General features: G+C 58.8%; 15 protein-coding genes and 3 pseudogenes. 3 read left to right on the plus strand and 15 right to left on the minus strand.

What is annotated here, in order from left to right:
• The 5 genes and pseudogenes from BSG20_RS15770 to BSG20_RS15785 all read right to left on the minus strand — a co-directional run bounded on the left by BSG20_RS15770 (position 1) and on the right by BSG20_RS15785 (position 3,589).
• Complete coding sequence (locus BSG20_RS15770; RefSeq protein WP_072379041.1) at positions 1–1,014, minus strand: ABC transporter substrate-binding protein; 1,014 nt, start codon at positions 1,012–1,014, stop codon at positions 1–3.
• A gap of 195 nt (positions 1,015–1,209) precedes the next feature.
• Complete coding sequence (locus BSG20_RS35620) at positions 1,210–1,488, minus strand: aldehyde dehydrogenase family protein (protein ID WP_143147489.1); 279 nt, start codon at positions 1,486–1,488, stop codon at positions 1,210–1,212.
• Positions 1,489–1,647: 159 nt separating this feature from the next.
• Positions 1,648–2,424, minus strand: coding sequence for a molybdopterin-binding protein (locus tag BSG20_RS15775; protein ID WP_072379037.1), 777 nt, complete (start codon positions 2,422–2,424; stop codon positions 1,648–1,650).
• Positions 2,421–3,262, minus strand: a pseudogene (locus tag BSG20_RS15780) (cytochrome b/b6 domain-containing protein). The gene BSG20_RS15775 and the pseudogene BSG20_RS15780 overlap by 4 nt, the downstream one beginning before the upstream one ends.
• Positions 3,263–3,343: 81 nt before the next feature.
• The gene (locus BSG20_RS15785) at positions 3,344–3,589 is read right to left on the minus strand and encodes a pentapeptide MXKDX repeat protein (RefSeq protein ID WP_072379035.1); all 246 of its coding nucleotides are present in this window, start codon (positions 3,587–3,589) and stop codon (positions 3,344–3,346) included.
• Between the two features lie 184 nt (positions 3,590–3,773).
• Between BSG20_RS15785 and BSG20_RS15790 the strand changes: the two genes are divergently transcribed.
• A complete protein-coding gene (locus BSG20_RS15790; RefSeq protein WP_072379089.1) occupies positions 3,774–4,322 on the plus strand; it encodes a sigma-70 family RNA polymerase sigma factor in 549 nt (182 codons plus the stop codon).
• Positions 4,319–4,963 carry an NrsF family protein gene (locus BSG20_RS15795; protein WP_072379033.1) on the plus strand — a complete coding sequence of 215 codons (645 nt, stop codon included), beginning with the start codon at positions 4,319–4,321 and terminating at the stop codon, positions 4,961–4,963. Before BSG20_RS15790 ends, BSG20_RS15795 begins: the two co-directional genes overlap by 4 nt.
• 39 nt (positions 4,964–5,002) lie before the next feature.
• On the opposite strand, the gene BSG20_RS15800 is transcribed toward BSG20_RS15795, so the two are convergent.
• The 4 genes from BSG20_RS15800 to BSG20_RS15815 form a co-directional block, all read right to left on the minus strand.
• On the minus strand, positions 5,003–5,254 hold the full coding sequence (locus tag BSG20_RS15800; protein ID WP_072379031.1) for a hypothetical protein: 252 nt from the start codon (positions 5,252–5,254) through the stop codon (positions 5,003–5,005).
• A 130-nt stretch (positions 5,255–5,384) separates the two neighbouring features.
• The gene (locus BSG20_RS15805; RefSeq protein WP_072379029.1) at positions 5,385–6,344 is read right to left on the minus strand and encodes a DMT family transporter; all 960 of its coding nucleotides are present in this window, start codon (positions 6,342–6,344) and stop codon (positions 5,385–5,387) included.
• Positions 6,345–6,356: 12 nt separating this feature from the next.
• The gene (locus tag BSG20_RS15810) at positions 6,357–7,601 is read right to left on the minus strand and encodes a type III PLP-dependent enzyme domain-containing protein (protein WP_072379027.1); all 1,245 of its coding nucleotides are present in this window, start codon (positions 7,599–7,601) and stop codon (positions 6,357–6,359) included.
• A 31-nt stretch (positions 7,602–7,632) separates the two neighbouring features.
• On the minus strand, positions 7,633–10,230 hold the full coding sequence (locus BSG20_RS15815) for a bifunctional diguanylate cyclase/phosphodiesterase (RefSeq protein WP_072379025.1): 2,598 nt from the start codon (positions 10,228–10,230) through the stop codon (positions 7,633–7,635).
• A 332-nt stretch (positions 10,231–10,562) separates the two neighbouring features.
• On the opposite strand from BSG20_RS15815, the pseudogene BSG20_RS15820 reads away from it, so the two are divergent.
• A pseudogene (locus BSG20_RS15820) lies at positions 10,563–10,631 on the plus strand (type II toxin-antitoxin system VapB family antitoxin); the annotation flags it as partial.
• Between the two features lie 13 nt (positions 10,632–10,644).
• Here BSG20_RS15820 and BSG20_RS15825 read toward each other — a convergent pair.
• The 6 genes and pseudogenes from BSG20_RS15825 to BSG20_RS15850 form a co-directional block, all read right to left on the minus strand.
• Positions 10,645–11,002: pseudogene (locus BSG20_RS15825) on the minus strand (Fic family protein); the annotation flags it as partial.
• Positions 11,003–11,164: 162 nt separating this feature from the next.
• On the minus strand, positions 11,165–12,064 hold the full coding sequence (locus BSG20_RS15830) for a carbohydrate ABC transporter permease (protein ID WP_072379020.1): 900 nt from the start codon (positions 12,062–12,064) through the stop codon (positions 11,165–11,167).
• Positions 12,065–12,081: 17 nt separating this feature from the next.
• Positions 12,082–13,011 (minus strand): carbohydrate ABC transporter permease, encoded by a 930-nt coding sequence (locus BSG20_RS15835; protein ID WP_072379018.1) that lies wholly within the window; start codon positions 13,009–13,011, stop codon positions 12,082–12,084.
• A gap of 93 nt (positions 13,012–13,104) precedes the next feature.
• Complete coding sequence (locus tag BSG20_RS15840) at positions 13,105–14,421, minus strand: ABC transporter substrate-binding protein (protein ID WP_072379016.1); 1,317 nt, start codon at positions 14,419–14,421, stop codon at positions 13,105–13,107.
• 159 nt (positions 14,422–14,580) lie between these two features.
• Positions 14,581–15,648, minus strand: coding sequence for an ABC transporter ATP-binding protein (locus BSG20_RS15845; RefSeq protein WP_072379014.1), 1,068 nt, complete (start codon positions 15,646–15,648; stop codon positions 14,581–14,583).
• Between the two features lie 98 nt (positions 15,649–15,746).
• Complete coding sequence (locus BSG20_RS15850) at positions 15,747–16,523, minus strand: SDR family oxidoreductase (RefSeq protein ID WP_072379012.1); 777 nt, start codon at positions 16,521–16,523, stop codon at positions 15,747–15,749.

Here is a 16,523-nt window from a genome sequence, read left to right on the forward strand (position 1 = left end):
TTATTTGACGTTCTTCACGAATTCCGTCGTGTAGGTCTTCGAAAGATCGATTTGCTTGCCCTTGACGTTTTTGGAGAATTCCGAGAGTACGGCTAGAACGGTCTTCGGGCCGTCTTCCGGCATGACACCGTCCGGCGTGAACATGCCCTTGCCCGCCTCGAGTGCGTTGATGTAGCCGTCCTTGTCGCCGACGTAGAAATCCTTAGGCATTTTTTCGGCGATCTCGGCGGCAGAATGCGTATCGATGAATTTCAGGGTCTTCACGAACGCATTGGCAAGCTTCTGAGCCTCATCCTTATGTGCGTCGACCCAGGCAGTCTCCATGTAGAGAGAGGCAGCCGGATAGGTGCCGCCGAGCGCCTTGCGCGTAGACTCGACGGTGCGCATATCGACGAGAACCGATGCCTCCCCGGTCTTGACCATGCGCGAAATTGTTGGCTCCGTCGTCATTCCTGCCTGGATCTGATCCTGCTGCATAGCGGCGATGAACGTTCCCCCAGCACCCACTGGGACGGTGACGACGTCTCCGGATTGCAATCCAGCCTTCGATGCCATGTAGAGCGTCAGGAAATTGGTCGAGGAGCCAAGCCCTGTCACTCCGATCGTCTTGCCTTTAAAGTCGCTGGGGGCATTGATTTCCGGATGCTTGCTCGAGACAAGCACAACCTCACCTGGGGCCTGGCTGAATTGGACGATCGATTCGACGAATTTGCCTTTCGCCTGCAGATCAACGCAGTGATCATAAAAGCCGACAACCCCCTGCACGGCGCCGGCAAGCAGCTGATTTTCTGCATCGACGCCAGCCGCCTCGTTCAGAAGTTCGACATCAAGGCCTTCCTCCTTGAAATAGCCAAGTGTCTCGGCGAGCTTTGCCGGCAAATAGATCTGCTTTTCGTAGCCGCCGACCATGATCGTGATCTTGTCAGCAGCATTGGCTGAACCTGCGGTTGCCATGGCGGCGGCAAGGAAGGCGGAAACGGCAGCGGAATGAAGAAGTGCGCGCATACAACGCATAGACTGTATCCTCCTGATGGTTTTCAGCATCGCCAATAACACACGGGCTCGTGTCTCCTCCACGATGCGACGACGACAGTAGCAGGCCAAGCTTTCAGTCAGCTTTCAGCCATTGCAGCCAAAACTCAAAATCACGAACGACTATTTGCACGGGTGCGCAGGACGACGGTAGGCTCTTCAAGCCAACTCAACCATTCATTGCCCGCGGCCTCGACGAAGGCATCCACGCGGCCTCGGGCTGGAGCAGTAATCGACGCTGGTACAGACCTGGCCAGCGTCGAGGACCTTCGCCCAGACGATTCGTTCGGCCAGCCTGATTGGAAGATCCGGCGCCACCACACAAGGCGACTTGCCGCTCAGTTTCAGCGTCACCGGCGTCAGAGTCGTCAAGGACTTTCCCCGACATATATAACTAGCCTTCTTCGAAGATGGCGGCGGGGCGGGCGCCGTCGGGCCAACAAGTTGGCCAAACATGCGATGTTGTCAGGCGACCCTAGCCAAAAAAGAGACACCTAAAAGCTATGCGACCCGTGGCGCAATCGCGCGTCGCTTGCATGAGGAAAACAAAAGCATCTCGGAGGCGCTTTCCCTACGCCTCACATTGGCAAAGCGGATTCAAAGCCATCGCAGAACTCATATCCCGGCATACCACTCATAGCCGCGATCCTCCCAGAACCCGCCATTACCGCCATAAAGCTGGCCTAGGTCCGCGACCGCTTCGATGCCGGTCAGATATTTCGCCTGCTTGTAACCGAGTTGCCGCTCGACCCTTAGCCTCAACGGGGCTCCATGCGCCACGTCCAGGTCGCGGTCGTTCATCGAGTAGGCAAGGATCGTCTGCGGATGGAAGGCATCGACCAGATCGACGCTCTCATAATACCAGCCGTTGCCGTCCAACGTCTTTTCGTATTCATCCGCGCAGTGAAATACGACGTAGCGCGCCTCAGGCTTCAGCCCGACTGTTTGCAGCAGCTTGCCAAGCGGGAGGCCCGTCCATTTGCCGATCGCGCTCCAGCCTTCGACGCAGTCGTGCCGGGTGATCTGTGTGCGCGATGGCATCGCCTTCAGTTGCGCAAGCGAGAACTGCGACGGCTTTTCGACCAGTCCACCGACCTCCAGCCTCCAGTTCGAGAACTGGCGACCCATCCAGTCGAGATATTGCAGGTTGTCCGGCATGCTGGTGCCGTTCGAGCGAAAGACCGGTGAGAGATCCGGCTCGCTGAATTCACGGGCGAGCGCATTGTCGCCGAGCAGGACCCGCTGCGTCTTCATGCTGAGACCCTCGGCGATCTTCAGGACCGACTTCGTCCGGTCGCTTTCGACCAATGCGTCGCAACCGCTCAAGCCCAGTGCAGAGGCGGTCAGGGTCGAACCGAGCAGGAAGCGGCGGCGGGTAAGAAGGCGGCTCATTGTTTGCCTCCCTGTTCAATGGCGTAATAGCCGGTGATCATCGAACGCAAATTGTTGAAGACGCCCGACAGGATCACCATGGCGACATGCACGACGACGAAGGCGACGAGCGAGAAGGCAGTCAGGAAATGGATGGTGCGTGCCGATTGACGGCCGCCGAAGACATCGAGCAACCAGGGTGCCACAGCATTGAAGCCGGGCGACATGGTGAGCCCCGTGGCGATCATCAACGGCAGCAATACGAAGATCACCACGAGATAGGTCAGCTTCTGCAACGTGTTGTAGTGCCTTGCCTCCGCTCCCTTCGGAAAGCGCAGCCGGGCATGGTTGACGACCTCGTGGCCCAAATGAGCGAGCGTCAGTTCATTGCCGGTTGGAGCGAGATCACGGCGGAAATGCCGGCTGGCCAAGCCATGGACGAGATAGACAAGGCCGTTGAGGACGAACAGCCAGGCAAAAAAGAAATGCCAGCGTCGGCCGGTCGACAGGTCTTGGTAGCTTGGAACGGTGAGCCAGCTTGGAAAACCCCTTGCTGCCGCCTCGCCATCAACAGTCGAGAGACCAAGGAAGCCGGTCGTGTTGAAGGTGAGAGAACCGAATGCGTCAGCCCCTTAACCTGGTTGCCGTCTTCGACGGCTTCCATGGAAATGAAGGAAGGGTCGTTGTCGGCTCCATACTGGCCCCAATAGAGCGCCGGATGAGCATTGAATATTTGCAGGCCGCTGAACAGCAGCACGGTGAGGGAAAGCACGTTTACCCAATGCGACAGGCGGACAGTAAGACTGTGGCGGTAGATGAGCGTGTGGCCGGTTTCCCTACCGGAATCGATCCTCGCCATGATTGTTCTCCAATGAAAGACCTCAGGAGAAGACGCGGCCGCCGCGGATAAAGTTTCAGCGGCCGCGAGATACGAGAACGCTTATTTCATCGCGTCGCAGGCCTTCATCATGTCGGCCTTTTTCATCGCGTCCTTTTCCATACCGGCCTTGTGCATGCAGTCCGTCTTGGTGTTCGACTTCATGGCGTCCTTCGACATCGCATTGCTTTGCATATTGTCCGTCTTCATTGCGTCGGACTTCATGGCATCCTCAGCCGACGCGGCACCGGCGAGCGAAAGGCCGACGACGAACATGCACGCTGCAAGGCTGGAAAGAAGCTTGGTCATGGAATTCTCCTAGAATGGAATTGTCGTGTCCGCCGGCTGCGTGCCAATGGCTCACACCTACCCATTCGAGAGAGCCTCGAAATGCGTTACAGCCTCACACGCATGTGATAGATCCGTGATGCCAAACATTTTTGATCTGCCCTGTAACCGATTGGCTGCTTCTGCGAATGAACTCGCTGACAACATGACGACCGCTCATTCGGAAGAAGCCCTGAAAGCATTGATGCTTCTGGCCCTTGACGGGGACGAGGCCGCCTATCGGCGTTTGCTGACCGCGTTGCGTGTGCTGCTTGTCGGTTACTACAGCCGCAGGATGGCTACGGCGACGAAAGCGGATATGGAAGACCTGGTCCAGGAGACATTGCTGGCACTGCATTCTCGCCGGTCCACGTATGACCGAAAAAGACCCTTCACGGCCTGGTTCTTCTCGATCGCCCGCTACAAGCTGATCGACCATTATCGCGGCCGCGGTGGACGCCGGCTATCCGAGACCGAGCTTGGCGAGGAGATCGAAAGTGACTTCAGCGAGGATACGCTGACTGCCCGCATGGATGTCGAGCGGTTGCTCGACGGGTTGTCGCCGAAACAGCAGGAACTCATCCGGCAGGTGAAACTGGAGGGCCAGTCGGTCGCCGACACTGCAAACCGCACCGGCCAGTCTGAATCAGCGGTAAAAGTCAGCATCCATCGGGCGCTCAAGGCGCTCGGGGAGAAATTGCGAGGCGCATCGTGACAAAGACGGACGATATCATCGAAAGCCTGGTCAGCGACCTGAAGCCGGTCCCGCGCAATGCGCCATGGCGCCGCTTCGCGCTTTGCATCGTTCCGGCCCTCGGGCTCTCCCTGCTGCTGATGCTGACCATCCTCGGTCTGCGGGTCGATATGCCCGAAGTGCTGATGCTGCCAGTCTTCTGGATCAAATCGACCTATAATGCACTGATTGCCGTGGCGGCCTTCCTCACTCTCTATCAGCTTTCCCGCCCCGATGGTTCTGAAGGTCGCTTTTTCGGTTTGCTTACCACGATCTTCGCCGGCATGGCCGCCGTCGCAGCCATCCAGCTCATGATGGCCCCCATCGAGACTTACCGGGCGCTGATCCTCGGTTCTTCGGCACGCCATTGCCCGCTTCTCATCTTCGGCTTCGCGATGCCCGTTTATGCAGGGACGATCTGGGCACTGCGCCGCGGCGCACCTATGGACCTGCGGCTAACGGGGCTCGTTGCCGGTATAGCCGCAGGGGCAGCCGGCGCCTGGGTCTATTCCTGGTTCTGCACCGAGAACGGCATGCCCTTCGTGCTGATCTGGTATTCACTTGGCATCCTGCTGACCAGCGCGCTCGGCGTATTCACCGGTCCTCGGCTGCTCCGCTGGTAGATCCTTGCCAGCTTGGCGACTGTCCATCAGCACTGGCCATCATGTTGTCGAAAGCGCGCCAAACCGCTTTGACGCAGGCCGGTTCCCCCGTGTGCCTAGGATGTTCGGGAAGGCTGCATAGGTCTGTCCGTTCAGCCGGGCATTGCGGATCAGGGTCCACCAGTCCATGCGCCCGAAGCGCTCCTCGAGATAGTCGGCAAGCACGGACCGCAAGGCATTCTCCACCGCAAACACGAAGGGGTAGAATGAGGAGAACTCCTCGACCTTGCGGGTATAGATCCTGTGGATCACCTCAGCGAGCCAGAATACCGCCTCGCAACAGGCTCCGCACTATCCTCATCATATTTGCACGGATCACCGTAGTCGTGTCCGCAAGTCGCTGTAGGAAATGGCTGCTCACGGCACTTCGCTCTTGTGGCGTCTAAGCTTCGCTCCGCGATTCTGTGATCGCTGTGCCTTTGATCCTGCTCCCGCTGTCACGTCCGGCCGTGTTGATCTCCTTTCGCGTCCAGAGGCTGGCGCTGGCGATAACGGCACCACCGACGATCAGCACTCCGGCCCACAAAAGGGAGAGGTCGAATGTGGCCGCAGTAAATGAAGCGACGAGAAGAGCCCCGACAAACGGCTCAACATAGGAGAAGGCCCCGAGCGCCTGAATGTCCCCCTTCTTCAGACCATGGTCCCAAAAATAGATGGCGAGCCCCATAGGCAAGCAGCCAAGCGCAGCCATTGCCAGCCATTCCGCCGTCGTGGGCCTAACCCACTCTTCAAAGGATAGGTGCGCGATGTACGAGACGATGGCGGAAGCAGCGTAGAACATTCCGAGAGCCGATGAAGGAACTTCCGGCAGTGCTCTAGTCAGAACGGAATAAATCCCCCAGAGCGCCGCCGCAACCCCGATCAGCGAGAGATAGAATGTCGCTCCCGCCGAAAAGGACGCCTCGCTGCCAGCGTCAACCAGACTGATGACGCCCACCAACCCCATCATCGCGCCGACAATGTGCCACCATCGGAGCCTCTCTCCAGGGAGGAAAGCAGACCCGAGCACGATCATAAGCGGTGTCGTTCCCTGAAGAAGGGCTGCGGCTGCCGCAGGAGCCTTTTGCGTGGCATAGTAAATACAGGCATGGTAGCCAACGAGCGAAACTACCGTCAGCAGCCAGACGCGGGGCGGTTGACGAAAAGCGACAAGCGGGTGGCTCCGTGTGATAAGCCACACGAAAGGCGACATGGCGGCGGCGAAGAGAAATGCAGTCGCCACCGTCTGAAGAGGCGGGATGGCCGTGGTGAAGGTGACAAGTGTCGTCTCAGTGGCCCAGAGGACGACCCCCACAGCTCCGACCAGCGAGGCGACCAAACGGCCCGAGCAAACCAAAGACATCGCGCTTTGCCCTTATTCACCTAATGCCACAACGTTGTCGGTGTAGAAACCGTTGAACTGTGTGCGCATCGACAGACTGTACGCACCCATCATCCCGATTTCGATCCAGTCGCCCTCGCGAACGTCTCCAGGCAGATTGAACGGTGCTCCCAGCACATCGTTCGAATCGCAGGTAGGCCCATAGATCTTGAAATCGACATTAGGGGCCGCCGAACGCACGCCGCTCCTGACAAGCCGGGTCGGGCGGTGCTCCTTGGGGTGACCAAGCTCCTGCAACGTGCCAAAAACGCCATCGTTAATGAAAATGCTCGATCCTCGGCGCATTACGACTTGAACGATTATCGTCCCCGCCGTTGCCACGAGGCTCCGGCCTGGCTCACAAAGGACGATGCAGCTGCGCGGTAGCTCAATCGTTCGCACCGCTCGGACAATATTGCCGAAGTAGTGCTCCCGCCCCTCGATCTTGTCGCCGGGATAGGGTGCTGGAAAACCACCACCGACGTTCAGCACACTCAGGGGAACGCCCGCCTTGTTAGCGACCTTTCCAGCGAGTTCCACGGCTGCGGCAAATGCGCCGGGTGACAGACACTGCGAGCCGACGTGGAACGAAATCCCAGCCCGGATGCCTCTCGCATGAATGGCCTTCAACATTTCGGCCGCATCGTTGGGCTGGGCACCAAACTTGGTGGCCAGAACATACCTTGCATCAGCCGCACGTGTAGCAAGGCGGACGGCAATAACCAGGTCGTCCCTGGAGCCGGCTTCCTCGACGATCTTTTCAATCTCTTCGATACAGTCGGCGGTGTAGAAGCGAATACCATGATGTTCGCTTGCAGCACTTATGGCGGGGCGTGTTTTCGCTGGGTTGTTGAAAAACTGGCCGGCAGCCTTCCCAAACATGCCGTCGATCAGACGTATCTCATCCAGCGACGCGACGTCAAAATCCGTGATACCGGAACGATAGAGGGTCTCGAGCACGAAGGGGTGGGGATTGCACTTAACCGCATAGAGCGCCCGGCCGGGAAACGACTGAAAGCTCTGCGCAGACTCCCGCAACTGCGTGGGCGAAATGCAAAAAACCGGTTCTGTGGGCTGCAACTCAGCAATAATAGTATTGACGTCAGGATAACTCGCTAGCGGAGTACCTGTGTGGCGAGCCTTCTCCAGCGATGGAATAGAACTTTGTATCCGTGCCTGCAGCTGGCGCGGGGACAAATCCGGCTCGTCTAGGACGGCAGACGCGGTTTGCGCGGTCATTTCAATTTTCCTGTCTGATTTCTGTTTGCGGCTAGGCTGCTACAATGGACATTATGTCCGACCCTTCCCAGCGATCGATAAACGCGGTGAGTTCCGATGCTGTGACGGGCCTACTGAAATAAAATCCCTGGAGCTGGTCGCAGCCTTCATTGGTGAGGAAGGTAGCCTGCTCGATCGTCTCCACGCCCTCGGCGGTCGTCACCATGTTCAAGCTCTGGCCGAGACTGATCACCGATTTCACAATCGCGCCAGACTTGTCCTTGCTGCTCATATCTCCGATGAAGGATCTGTCGATTTTGATTTTGTCGAACGGGAACGCGTTGAGATAACCCAAAGATGAATATCCGGTCCCGAAGTCGTCCATCGCAATCCTGACACCGAGGCTTTTCAGACCGTTCAATATCTCGAGCGCGGCTGTAGCATCGTTGATAAGGACGCTCTCGGTAATTTCCAGTTCCAGGCGCGCTGGATCAAGGCCCGTTCGAACAAGAACACCGTTGACGGTGTCGACAAGTTCACGGCCTCGGAATTGGACGGGCGAGAGGTTGACGGCGACCCGGAGCTGGGGCCACTCGAGCGCCTGCAGACAAGCTGTTTCAAGAACCCATTCGCCAATGGCGACAATCAGACCCGTCTCCTCTGCGAGTGGAATGAATTCCGCTGGTGAGACAAGACCCCGCGTGGGGTGGCGCCACCGCACGAGCGCCTCAACCGCGGCCACTGCACGCGTCTCAAGATCGATGAGCGGCTGGTAGTGAACTTCGAGCTCGTTTTTGAGGACTGCCTGGCGCAGGTCATATTCCAACGCCTTGCGGGCCTGAAGCTCCACGTCCATTTGGGCCTCGAAGATCTTGTAAGTCGCGCGGCCAGCTTGCTTTGCCCTGTAGAGCGCGATGTCGGCATTCTTCAGGAGCCGCTCGGGATCGTTGTCGCGAGTATCCGCAACCGCGATGCCAACGCTGACGCCGATATGAAGGTCCTGGCCGTCGAGTTGAAATGGAGCTCTTACGACCTCGATAAGCCTTCGGCTGAGTTGTTCGGATTCAAGAGGCTGGTTTACACCGACCTGGATGATCGCGAATTCGTCGCCGCCGAGCCGGGCGACGGTGTCGCTCGAACGGACACAGCCCAAAAGCCTGTTCGAGAGCTGCTGGAGAAGTATGTCGCCAGCGCCGTGTCCAAGCGTATCATTGATCTCTTTGAAGTGATCGAGGTCGAGACAGATGATGGAAACGCGTGACTTCTCGACGTCATTCGCCGCCAATGCGATGTTGAGCCGTTCGCGGAAAAGTACCCGGTTCGGCAGGCCGGTGAGAGCATCATGGTGTGCCAGGTGCGTTGCTCGCTCCTGTGCCTTGACCTCCTCGGTAATATCGGTTGCCGTGCCACGAAAACCGAGGAATTCACCGCTCGCACTTGTGATGGGACGTCCTGCGAGCCGGCAGATACGCGTTTGGCCGCCTGCATCACGATAGCAGCATCTCAGATCCCGAAATGACGTCCGCTCATGGGTTTCCTCGATCAGCCGGCGCCAACCGTCGGTATCGGCGTCGCTCGAAAAAAACTGTTCGAGCGTCTTGCCCAAGACGCTCGCGGCCGCCACGCCCGTCACTTCCGTGAAGCGGGTCGAAAAGTATACCAGCCGCAGAATGTTGTCGCTCTCCCAGATCCAGTCCGAGGATGCCTCCGCGACATCCTTGAACCGAGATTCACTCTCCTTGAGCGTCTGTGCGTAAGCTTCGACTGTCTTGGCCGACTCCTCAAGAGCGCGAGTGGACCGGCGAGCATTACGGACCACCAGCAAGGAAAAAGCGGCGAGGATAACAAGCGCAACTGCCAGCGGCGGCAGGATGAAGCGGAGCAACTGGTAGCCGGGCTTAGCTGGAAACCATGTAATCGAGCCGAGGTAAACTCGATCCTGCGTAAGCAGGGGGATCGAAGCTTCTGCGTCGGTGGGCTTGGTGGGCGAGATCGCCAGCCCATTCAGAAGATAGTCGCGGCCGATGCGGTCAAGGAACTTCTGATCAAGTTTCTTGGCGAACACCAGCATCGACAAATCCTTAGGCCGAACCGTCGATCTTTCGATGGAAGGCGGAAGAATTCCGGTGGCTGCGACAATGAACACGTCTTCCCCGGACTTGATGATGCTTGTGACCGGATCAGTCTGTATCGAGGCGACATGTAGGAGATCTCTCAAGCCATTAGGCATCACTTGGAGCGCATCGACCTTTTGGGGTGCTCCGTGGATCACCGCATAAACGGTCTTGCCGCTCGGATTGATCGCAAAGGCCATCTCATAGCCCAGACCTTCGTAAATGTTCGCTCCAACGTTTCCGTCGGTCGCGGCCCATTCGCCGTTCACGGTCTCGTGGAGGTTCTTGTAGACATCTTCCCAAACGGCGTAGTCGCGGAGGTTGCGGGCAACTTCTCTCGCCTTAACCTGAAGGGCGGTGGTTGCGAGTTTGGTCGAGGCTTCGACCTCAAGTTTGTTCTGACCGCTTGCGGATACAAGCACAAAACCCAGCACGACCGCGATTGCAACAACCAGGATGCTGGCCATGGGGAAAATGATACGTCTGGTAAAAGTCTCTCCCGACAGAGTCGGATTGTTTAAACTGACTGTATTCATGGCAACCCGCCCCAGTGTTGTTTCGTGCACACTATGTTTTAACTGCAAATGATGCGTTAAAATCTGAAGTTGCATAATGCTATAGTTAATTAATACTTACATTTGATGTAAATTGGTTCGGCCCATGGTTCCTCGCACGTCGATTCGGGCTACGTGCTGGCTGGTAGATCGTGGACGAGCCCGCCGACCGTCAAGCATCGCTCGGGAAGCCTGTTCGCCGGAAATGCGGTAGCAGAAACTGGCGTAGATTTATCCACCAAATGGTGCTGTTTTTCGTGCCTTAGTAAGGGAAACAGACCGCGCGATCGACCATTAACCTCGACGACACACTTATGGAAAAGGCCAGGTCCTTAACCGGTACCAAGGAAACCGCAGCACTCGTGCGCCAAGCGTTGGAAACGCGCCATGGTCGTGACCTCGCTTTCGGCCAGTCACCGCTTCAACTACGCCGAAACGCCCAGGTCTGCGAGTGCCGCAGTGAGAGTAGGCGCGGATAGGCCCGTCTTCTGAACGAGTTGATTGGCCGTTAAGAACGGATTTTGCTGAAAAAGATCTTGGATGCGAAGCGCTGAACCCGCTCGGTCACTTTCGATTGTGATACGCTCGCGCTCTTCCTTGAACACATCGACGATCCGGGTGGCGGCGTCAAACGCCTGGTTGGCGGTGTCAGCAACACCGGAGAGGAAGTCAGCCAAGCTTCCCAATTGCCGTGTTCGCGGACCTCCTGGAGCAGCCGATAGTATTCCGTCCGATGGGTCTTGAGGTAAAGACTGGACGTAGAGTCGCGCGACGGAGGAATCGTTGTTACGGCCCATGCCGGCTGGAGGCGGCGGGCTGGCGGGCTGGCGGGCTGGCGGGCTGGCGGGCTGGCGGGCTGGCGGGCTGGCGGGCTGGCGGGAAAATATTCGTGCGGCACTGCCAGCGCAACGGACATTCATTCCTTCACCGCACCGGTCATGGATGACACGTAATAATCGACGAAGAAGGAATAGAGGATCACCACCGGCAGCGAGCCGAACAGCGCGCCCGCCATCAGCGCGCCCCATTCGAACACGTCGCCGCGGACCAGTTCCGTCAGGACGCCAACCGGCACGGTCTTGTTTTCCGAAGACTGGATGAAGGTCAGCGCATAGATGAACTCGTTCCAGGACAGCGTGAAGGCAAAGATGCCCGCCGATATCAACCCGGGAACGGCAAGCGGCAGGATGATCTTGATCAGGATCTGCCAGCGCGTCGCGCCATCCACCAGCGCGCTCTCCTCGAGCTCGAACGGAATCGACCGGAAATAGCCCATCAGCAGCCAGGTGCAGAAGGGAATGAGGAACGTCGGATAGGTGAAGATCAGCGCCAGCCTGGAATCGTAGATGCCGAACTTGAAGACGATGAAGGCGAGCGGAATGAACAGGATCGACGGCGGCACGAGGTAGGCGAGAAAGATCATCAGCCCCACCGGCCGCGAGCCCGAGAACCGCACGCGCTCGATCGCGTAGGCCGCAAAGACCGATGCCGCCAGCGACAGGAACGTCGCGCAGGTGGCCACTAGCATCGTGTTCCACAGCCAACCCGGATAGGAGGTCTCGAACAGCAGGTACTTGATATGGTCGAGCGTCGGGCCGACCACCCAGAAGGGGCTGTAGTTCGTATAGTCGGTCAGCTGCGAATTTGGCTTTATCGCCGTGATGGCCATCCAGTAGAACGGAAAGAGTAGCACGAAGACGAACACCGCCATCGGCAGATAAACCATCACGATCCGGCGCGGCAGGCGATTGAGATAGCTCATGCCCTGTACATCGTCGGTCAGAACGGCGTCTTCGGATTTCACGGTCGTGGTCATCGTCATTTTCCCCTCAATCAATCCTGGCCGCCCTGCTGCCATTTGCGGCGTTGCAGGCCGAAGAAGCTGAACATAATGGCGCCAAGCAGGAAGGGGATCATCGCCACGGCGATCGCCGCCCCCTCGCCCAGTTGCCCGCCGGGAATTCCGCGCTGGAAGGAGAGCGTCGCCATCAGATGCGTCGCATTCACCGGCCCGCCCTTGGTGAGCACATAGATCAGCTGGAAGTCCGTGAAGGTGAACAGCACCGAGAAGGTCATGACGACGGCGATGATCGGCGTCAGCATCGGCAACGTCACATAGCGGAAGCGCTGCCAGCTCGTCGCGCCGTCCAGCGACGCCGCCTCGTGCAATGAGGCCGGAATGGTCTGGAGACCAGCCAGCAGCGAAATGGCGACGAAGGGAATGCCGCGCCAGACGTTGGCGGCGATCACCGAGGCACGGGCATTTGTCGGATCGCCGAGGAAATTGATCGGGCTGTCGATCACGCCGAGTTGCATCAGCGACCAGGAGATGATCGAGAACTGCGCATCGTAGATCCACCAGAAGGCCAGCGCCGAAAGCACGGTCGGAACGACCCAGGGCAAAAGCACGATCGCCCGGAAGAAGGATTTGAACGGCAGGTTCTCGTTCAACAATAGTGCCAGCCAGAGCCCGAAGACGAATTTCAGGATCGACGCGACGATCGTGTAGAGAAGCGTGTTGAAGACCGAGAGCCAGAAGACCGAGTCCTCGGAAAGGAAGATGTAATTTTCGAGCCCGATGAACACTCCGTCGCGGCCGATGCGCGTATCGGTGAAGCCGAGCCAGACGCCGAGGCCGAGCGGATAGGTCAGGAAGCAGACAAGGAAGACGGCGGCCGGCAGCATGAAGAGGAAGCCGATCATATTCCTGTTCTGCATGAGCGAAGCCATCGCCGATGGCGGCTTGGACGATACTGTGGGCATTGGGCATCTCCCGTATGACGAATTGGGAAATGGGGATCGGCGGGAGCGTTTCCGCCGATACCCTATCTGGGCTGCCATGCGGCTGCCGCCGTTTCAGACCCGGTAATAGCGGTTTGCCCGGCGCTCTGCCTCGGCAATCGCCTCTTCCGGTGTCTTCTGCCCCGTGACGGCGGTCGCGAACATGTCGACCAGCACATAGTCGGCCATCACACCGGCGGAGGCATAGCCGAGCGGCCCGGCATAGCCGTTGGGACGCAGCGTTTCGGAAGCGCGCGCATAGGGCGCGTGGATCGGGTCGGACGTCCAGACGGGATTGCTGGCGAAGGCCTTGAGCGGCTGGCAGCAATAGGCGCTGGAACCCGTGATCCAGGCATTCATCTGGTCGGCCTCCATCATGAACTTGATGTAGGCCTTGGCCGCCTCGGGATATTTCGTGTGGTTGAACAAAAGCAGCGAACTCGTCTGATGCAGTTCGACGCTCTGGCCGACCGGACCGACGGGGAAGTTCGTGGTACGGATGTCGGCGGAGAGTTCCGCCATTGCCGGATCTTTCTTCGACGCATAATAGAGCGAGACGCCGTTGGCCGTCAGGGATACCTGGCCTGCGAGGAAAGCGCGGTTGTTGTTGATGTCGAGCCAGCTCTCGGTGCCGGGAATGAAGGTCTCGTAAAGCGCCTTGGCGTAGTTGACCGCTTTCAGCGTTTCCGGACTGTTGATAACGACCTTGCCGCCTTCGTCGACCATCTTGCCGCCATGGCTCCAGAGCAGCCAATGGGCATAGTTGTTGCCGTCGCCGACGGCCTTGCCGTGCGGAAACCCGGCGGGCGTTCCCTTGGCCTTCATGGCCTTGCAGAGTTCGAGGAAGCCATCGGTATCCTTCGGGAATTCGCTAAAGCCGGCCGCCTTCATATGGCTGTCGCGGTAGCAGACCGCGTTGCCTATGGCCGTCAGCGGCATGGCGATGAACTTGTCGCCGCGTGAAGCATAGCCTTTCACGCCATCGTACCATCCGCCATATTTGCCGCCGAGATAGTTGGCGAGCTCGGTCAGATCGACAAGTTTGTCCGGGTATTGGTGGGCGTCGTCAAACCAGCACATCACCAGATCCGGCCCGGACCCGACATTCGCGGCGACCGCGGCCTTCGGGCGAATGTCCTCCCAGCTTTCCTTGTCGATGCGAACAGCAACCCCGGTCGTTTCCGTGAATTTCGCGGTATTGGCAAGCCATGCATCCTCGTCGCCCTTGACGAAGGGCGTCCAGCGCAACAGCCTCAGGCTTGCACCTTCTTCCGGCTTGTAGGCCGGTTCCACCCCTTGAGCGAAAGACGGACGGATGCCGAAAGGCGAAAGACCGGCCATGCCCGCGACCGCGGCGGATGCGGTAAGAAAATCACGTCTCTTGAAAGTCATCATGCTCCTCCTTCGTGGCACGGGACATGTCCCTACCGGCACCCGCCGTCCCATTTGGCGAATGCGGCGGCAATAGCTTCCGGCACTGCCGGAAACGCCGACCCCGAAACCGGATGCGTCAGGGCTCCTCTTCCCTCGCGCAGCCGAAACGGGGCGGTATCAGTCGATCAGCCGCGCTCCGGTTTCGGCATCGAACAGGTGAACGTGATTGGCATCGATCGACAGGTGGATTGCCTCTCCCGGCCGCACGTTCACGCGTTCGCGGAAAATGCAGGTGACGTCCGTTCCCCCGAAGCGCACGATCATCTGCGTTTCGTAGCCAGTGGGCTCGATAACCGCGACACTGGCGGCAAACCCGTTCGGGTCGAGCGACATATATTCCGGCCGCAGGCCGTAAATGAGATCGCGCCCTCTTCCCGCCGACGGCGGCCGCGCCACCGGCAGCGCCGTGCCATCGGTTGCGATAAAGCTATTCGGATTTTGCGGATCGAGCCTGCCCTTGATCATGTTCATCGCCGGCGAGCCGATAAAACCGGCGACGAAAAGGTTGGCGGGGCTGTCATAGAGATCAAGCGGCGAACCGATCTGCTCGACAATGCCGTCATGCATGACGACGATCTTGTCGGCCATGGTCATCGCCTCGATCTGGTCATGCGTGACGTAGACGGTTGTCGTTTTCAGCCGCTGGTGCAACTCCTTGATCTCGGCGCGCATTGCTACCCGCAGTTTCGCATCGAGGTTGGACAGCGGTTCGTCGAAGAGAAACACCTGCGGATCACGCACGATCGCCCTGCCCATGGCTACGCGCTGGCGCTGGCCGCCGGAGAGCTGGCGCGGATAGCGGTCGAGCAGCTTGGAAAGTCCCAAAATTCCGGCCGCGGTACCGACGCGCTTCTCGATCTCGGACTTCGGCGAGCCGTTCAGCATCAGGGAGAAAGCCATATTGTCGGCGACCGTCATATGCGGGTAGAGCGCATAGTTCTGGAACACCATGGCGATATCCCGACTTTTGGGCGGCAGGGCGTTGACCACCTTGTCGCCGATGAGGATCTCGCCCGCCGAAATGTTTTCAAGCCCGGCCAGCATTCGCAGAAGCGTCGATTTCCCGCAGCCCGAGGGGCCGACAAGGATGACGAATTCGCCATCCTCGATTTCGATGTTCACGCCCTTAATGACGGGAATGGCTCCGAATGATTTTCTGACATCGACGAAGTCAACGCCTGCCATATGCTTTCCTCCCTGTGAACTTCATCTGAAATCGGCGGATTGTCCGGCGGCCTCCTCATGCCGTTCTCGGACACCGTCCGGTTCCCTCTCGACTGCCCTTACCCTCGCCCCACCAACGGCATCTTCGTCGCCATGACCGTCATCGTCAGCACATTCGCCTCAAGCGGCAGGCTTGCCATGTAGATGACGGCCTCGGCGATATGCGCGACCGGGATCGTCGGCTCACTGGCAGTCTCGCCATTCGCCTGCAACACCCCGGAATTCATCTTCGACGTCATGTCGGTCGCGGCATTGCCGATATCGATCTGGCCGCAGGCGATGTCATATTTGCGTCCGTCCAGTGCGGTCGACTTGGTCAACCCCGTGATCGCATGCTTGGTTGCCGTGTAGGGCGCGGAGTTCGGCCGCGGTGTCTGGGCCGAAATCGAGCCGTTATTGATAATCCGCCCGCCGCGCGGCGCCTGCGCCTTCATCAGCCGGAACGCCTGCTGTGTGCAGAGAAAAGCACCCGTGAGGTTCGCGGCAAGAATACCGTTCCACTGCTCGAAGGTCACATCTTCCAGCGACACTGGCGGCACGGTGGAACCGGCATTGTTGACCAGCAGGTCGATCCGGCCGAACTCCGTGCGGATCGCTTCGAAAAGGCGATCGACCGCAGCCCGGTCGCCGATATCTGCGACGATCGCCCGCACGGTTCCTCCCGTTTGCGCCGCTATGTCGCCAGCGGCTTTATCGAGCACGTTGGCGCGCCGGCCGGTGATAACGACGGTATACCCCTCCGCGCTCAAGGCCTCGGCGATGCCGCGTCCCACGCCCGTGCCGCCGCCCGTCACCAATGCGATCTTGCCTTCGCCGGATTTCAAAGCGCGGACCAT

This window comes from Rhizobium tibeticum, assembly GCF_900110205.1.
Taxonomy (GTDB): Bacteria; Pseudomonadota; Alphaproteobacteria; order Rhizobiales; family Rhizobiaceae; genus Rhizobium; species Rhizobium tibeticum.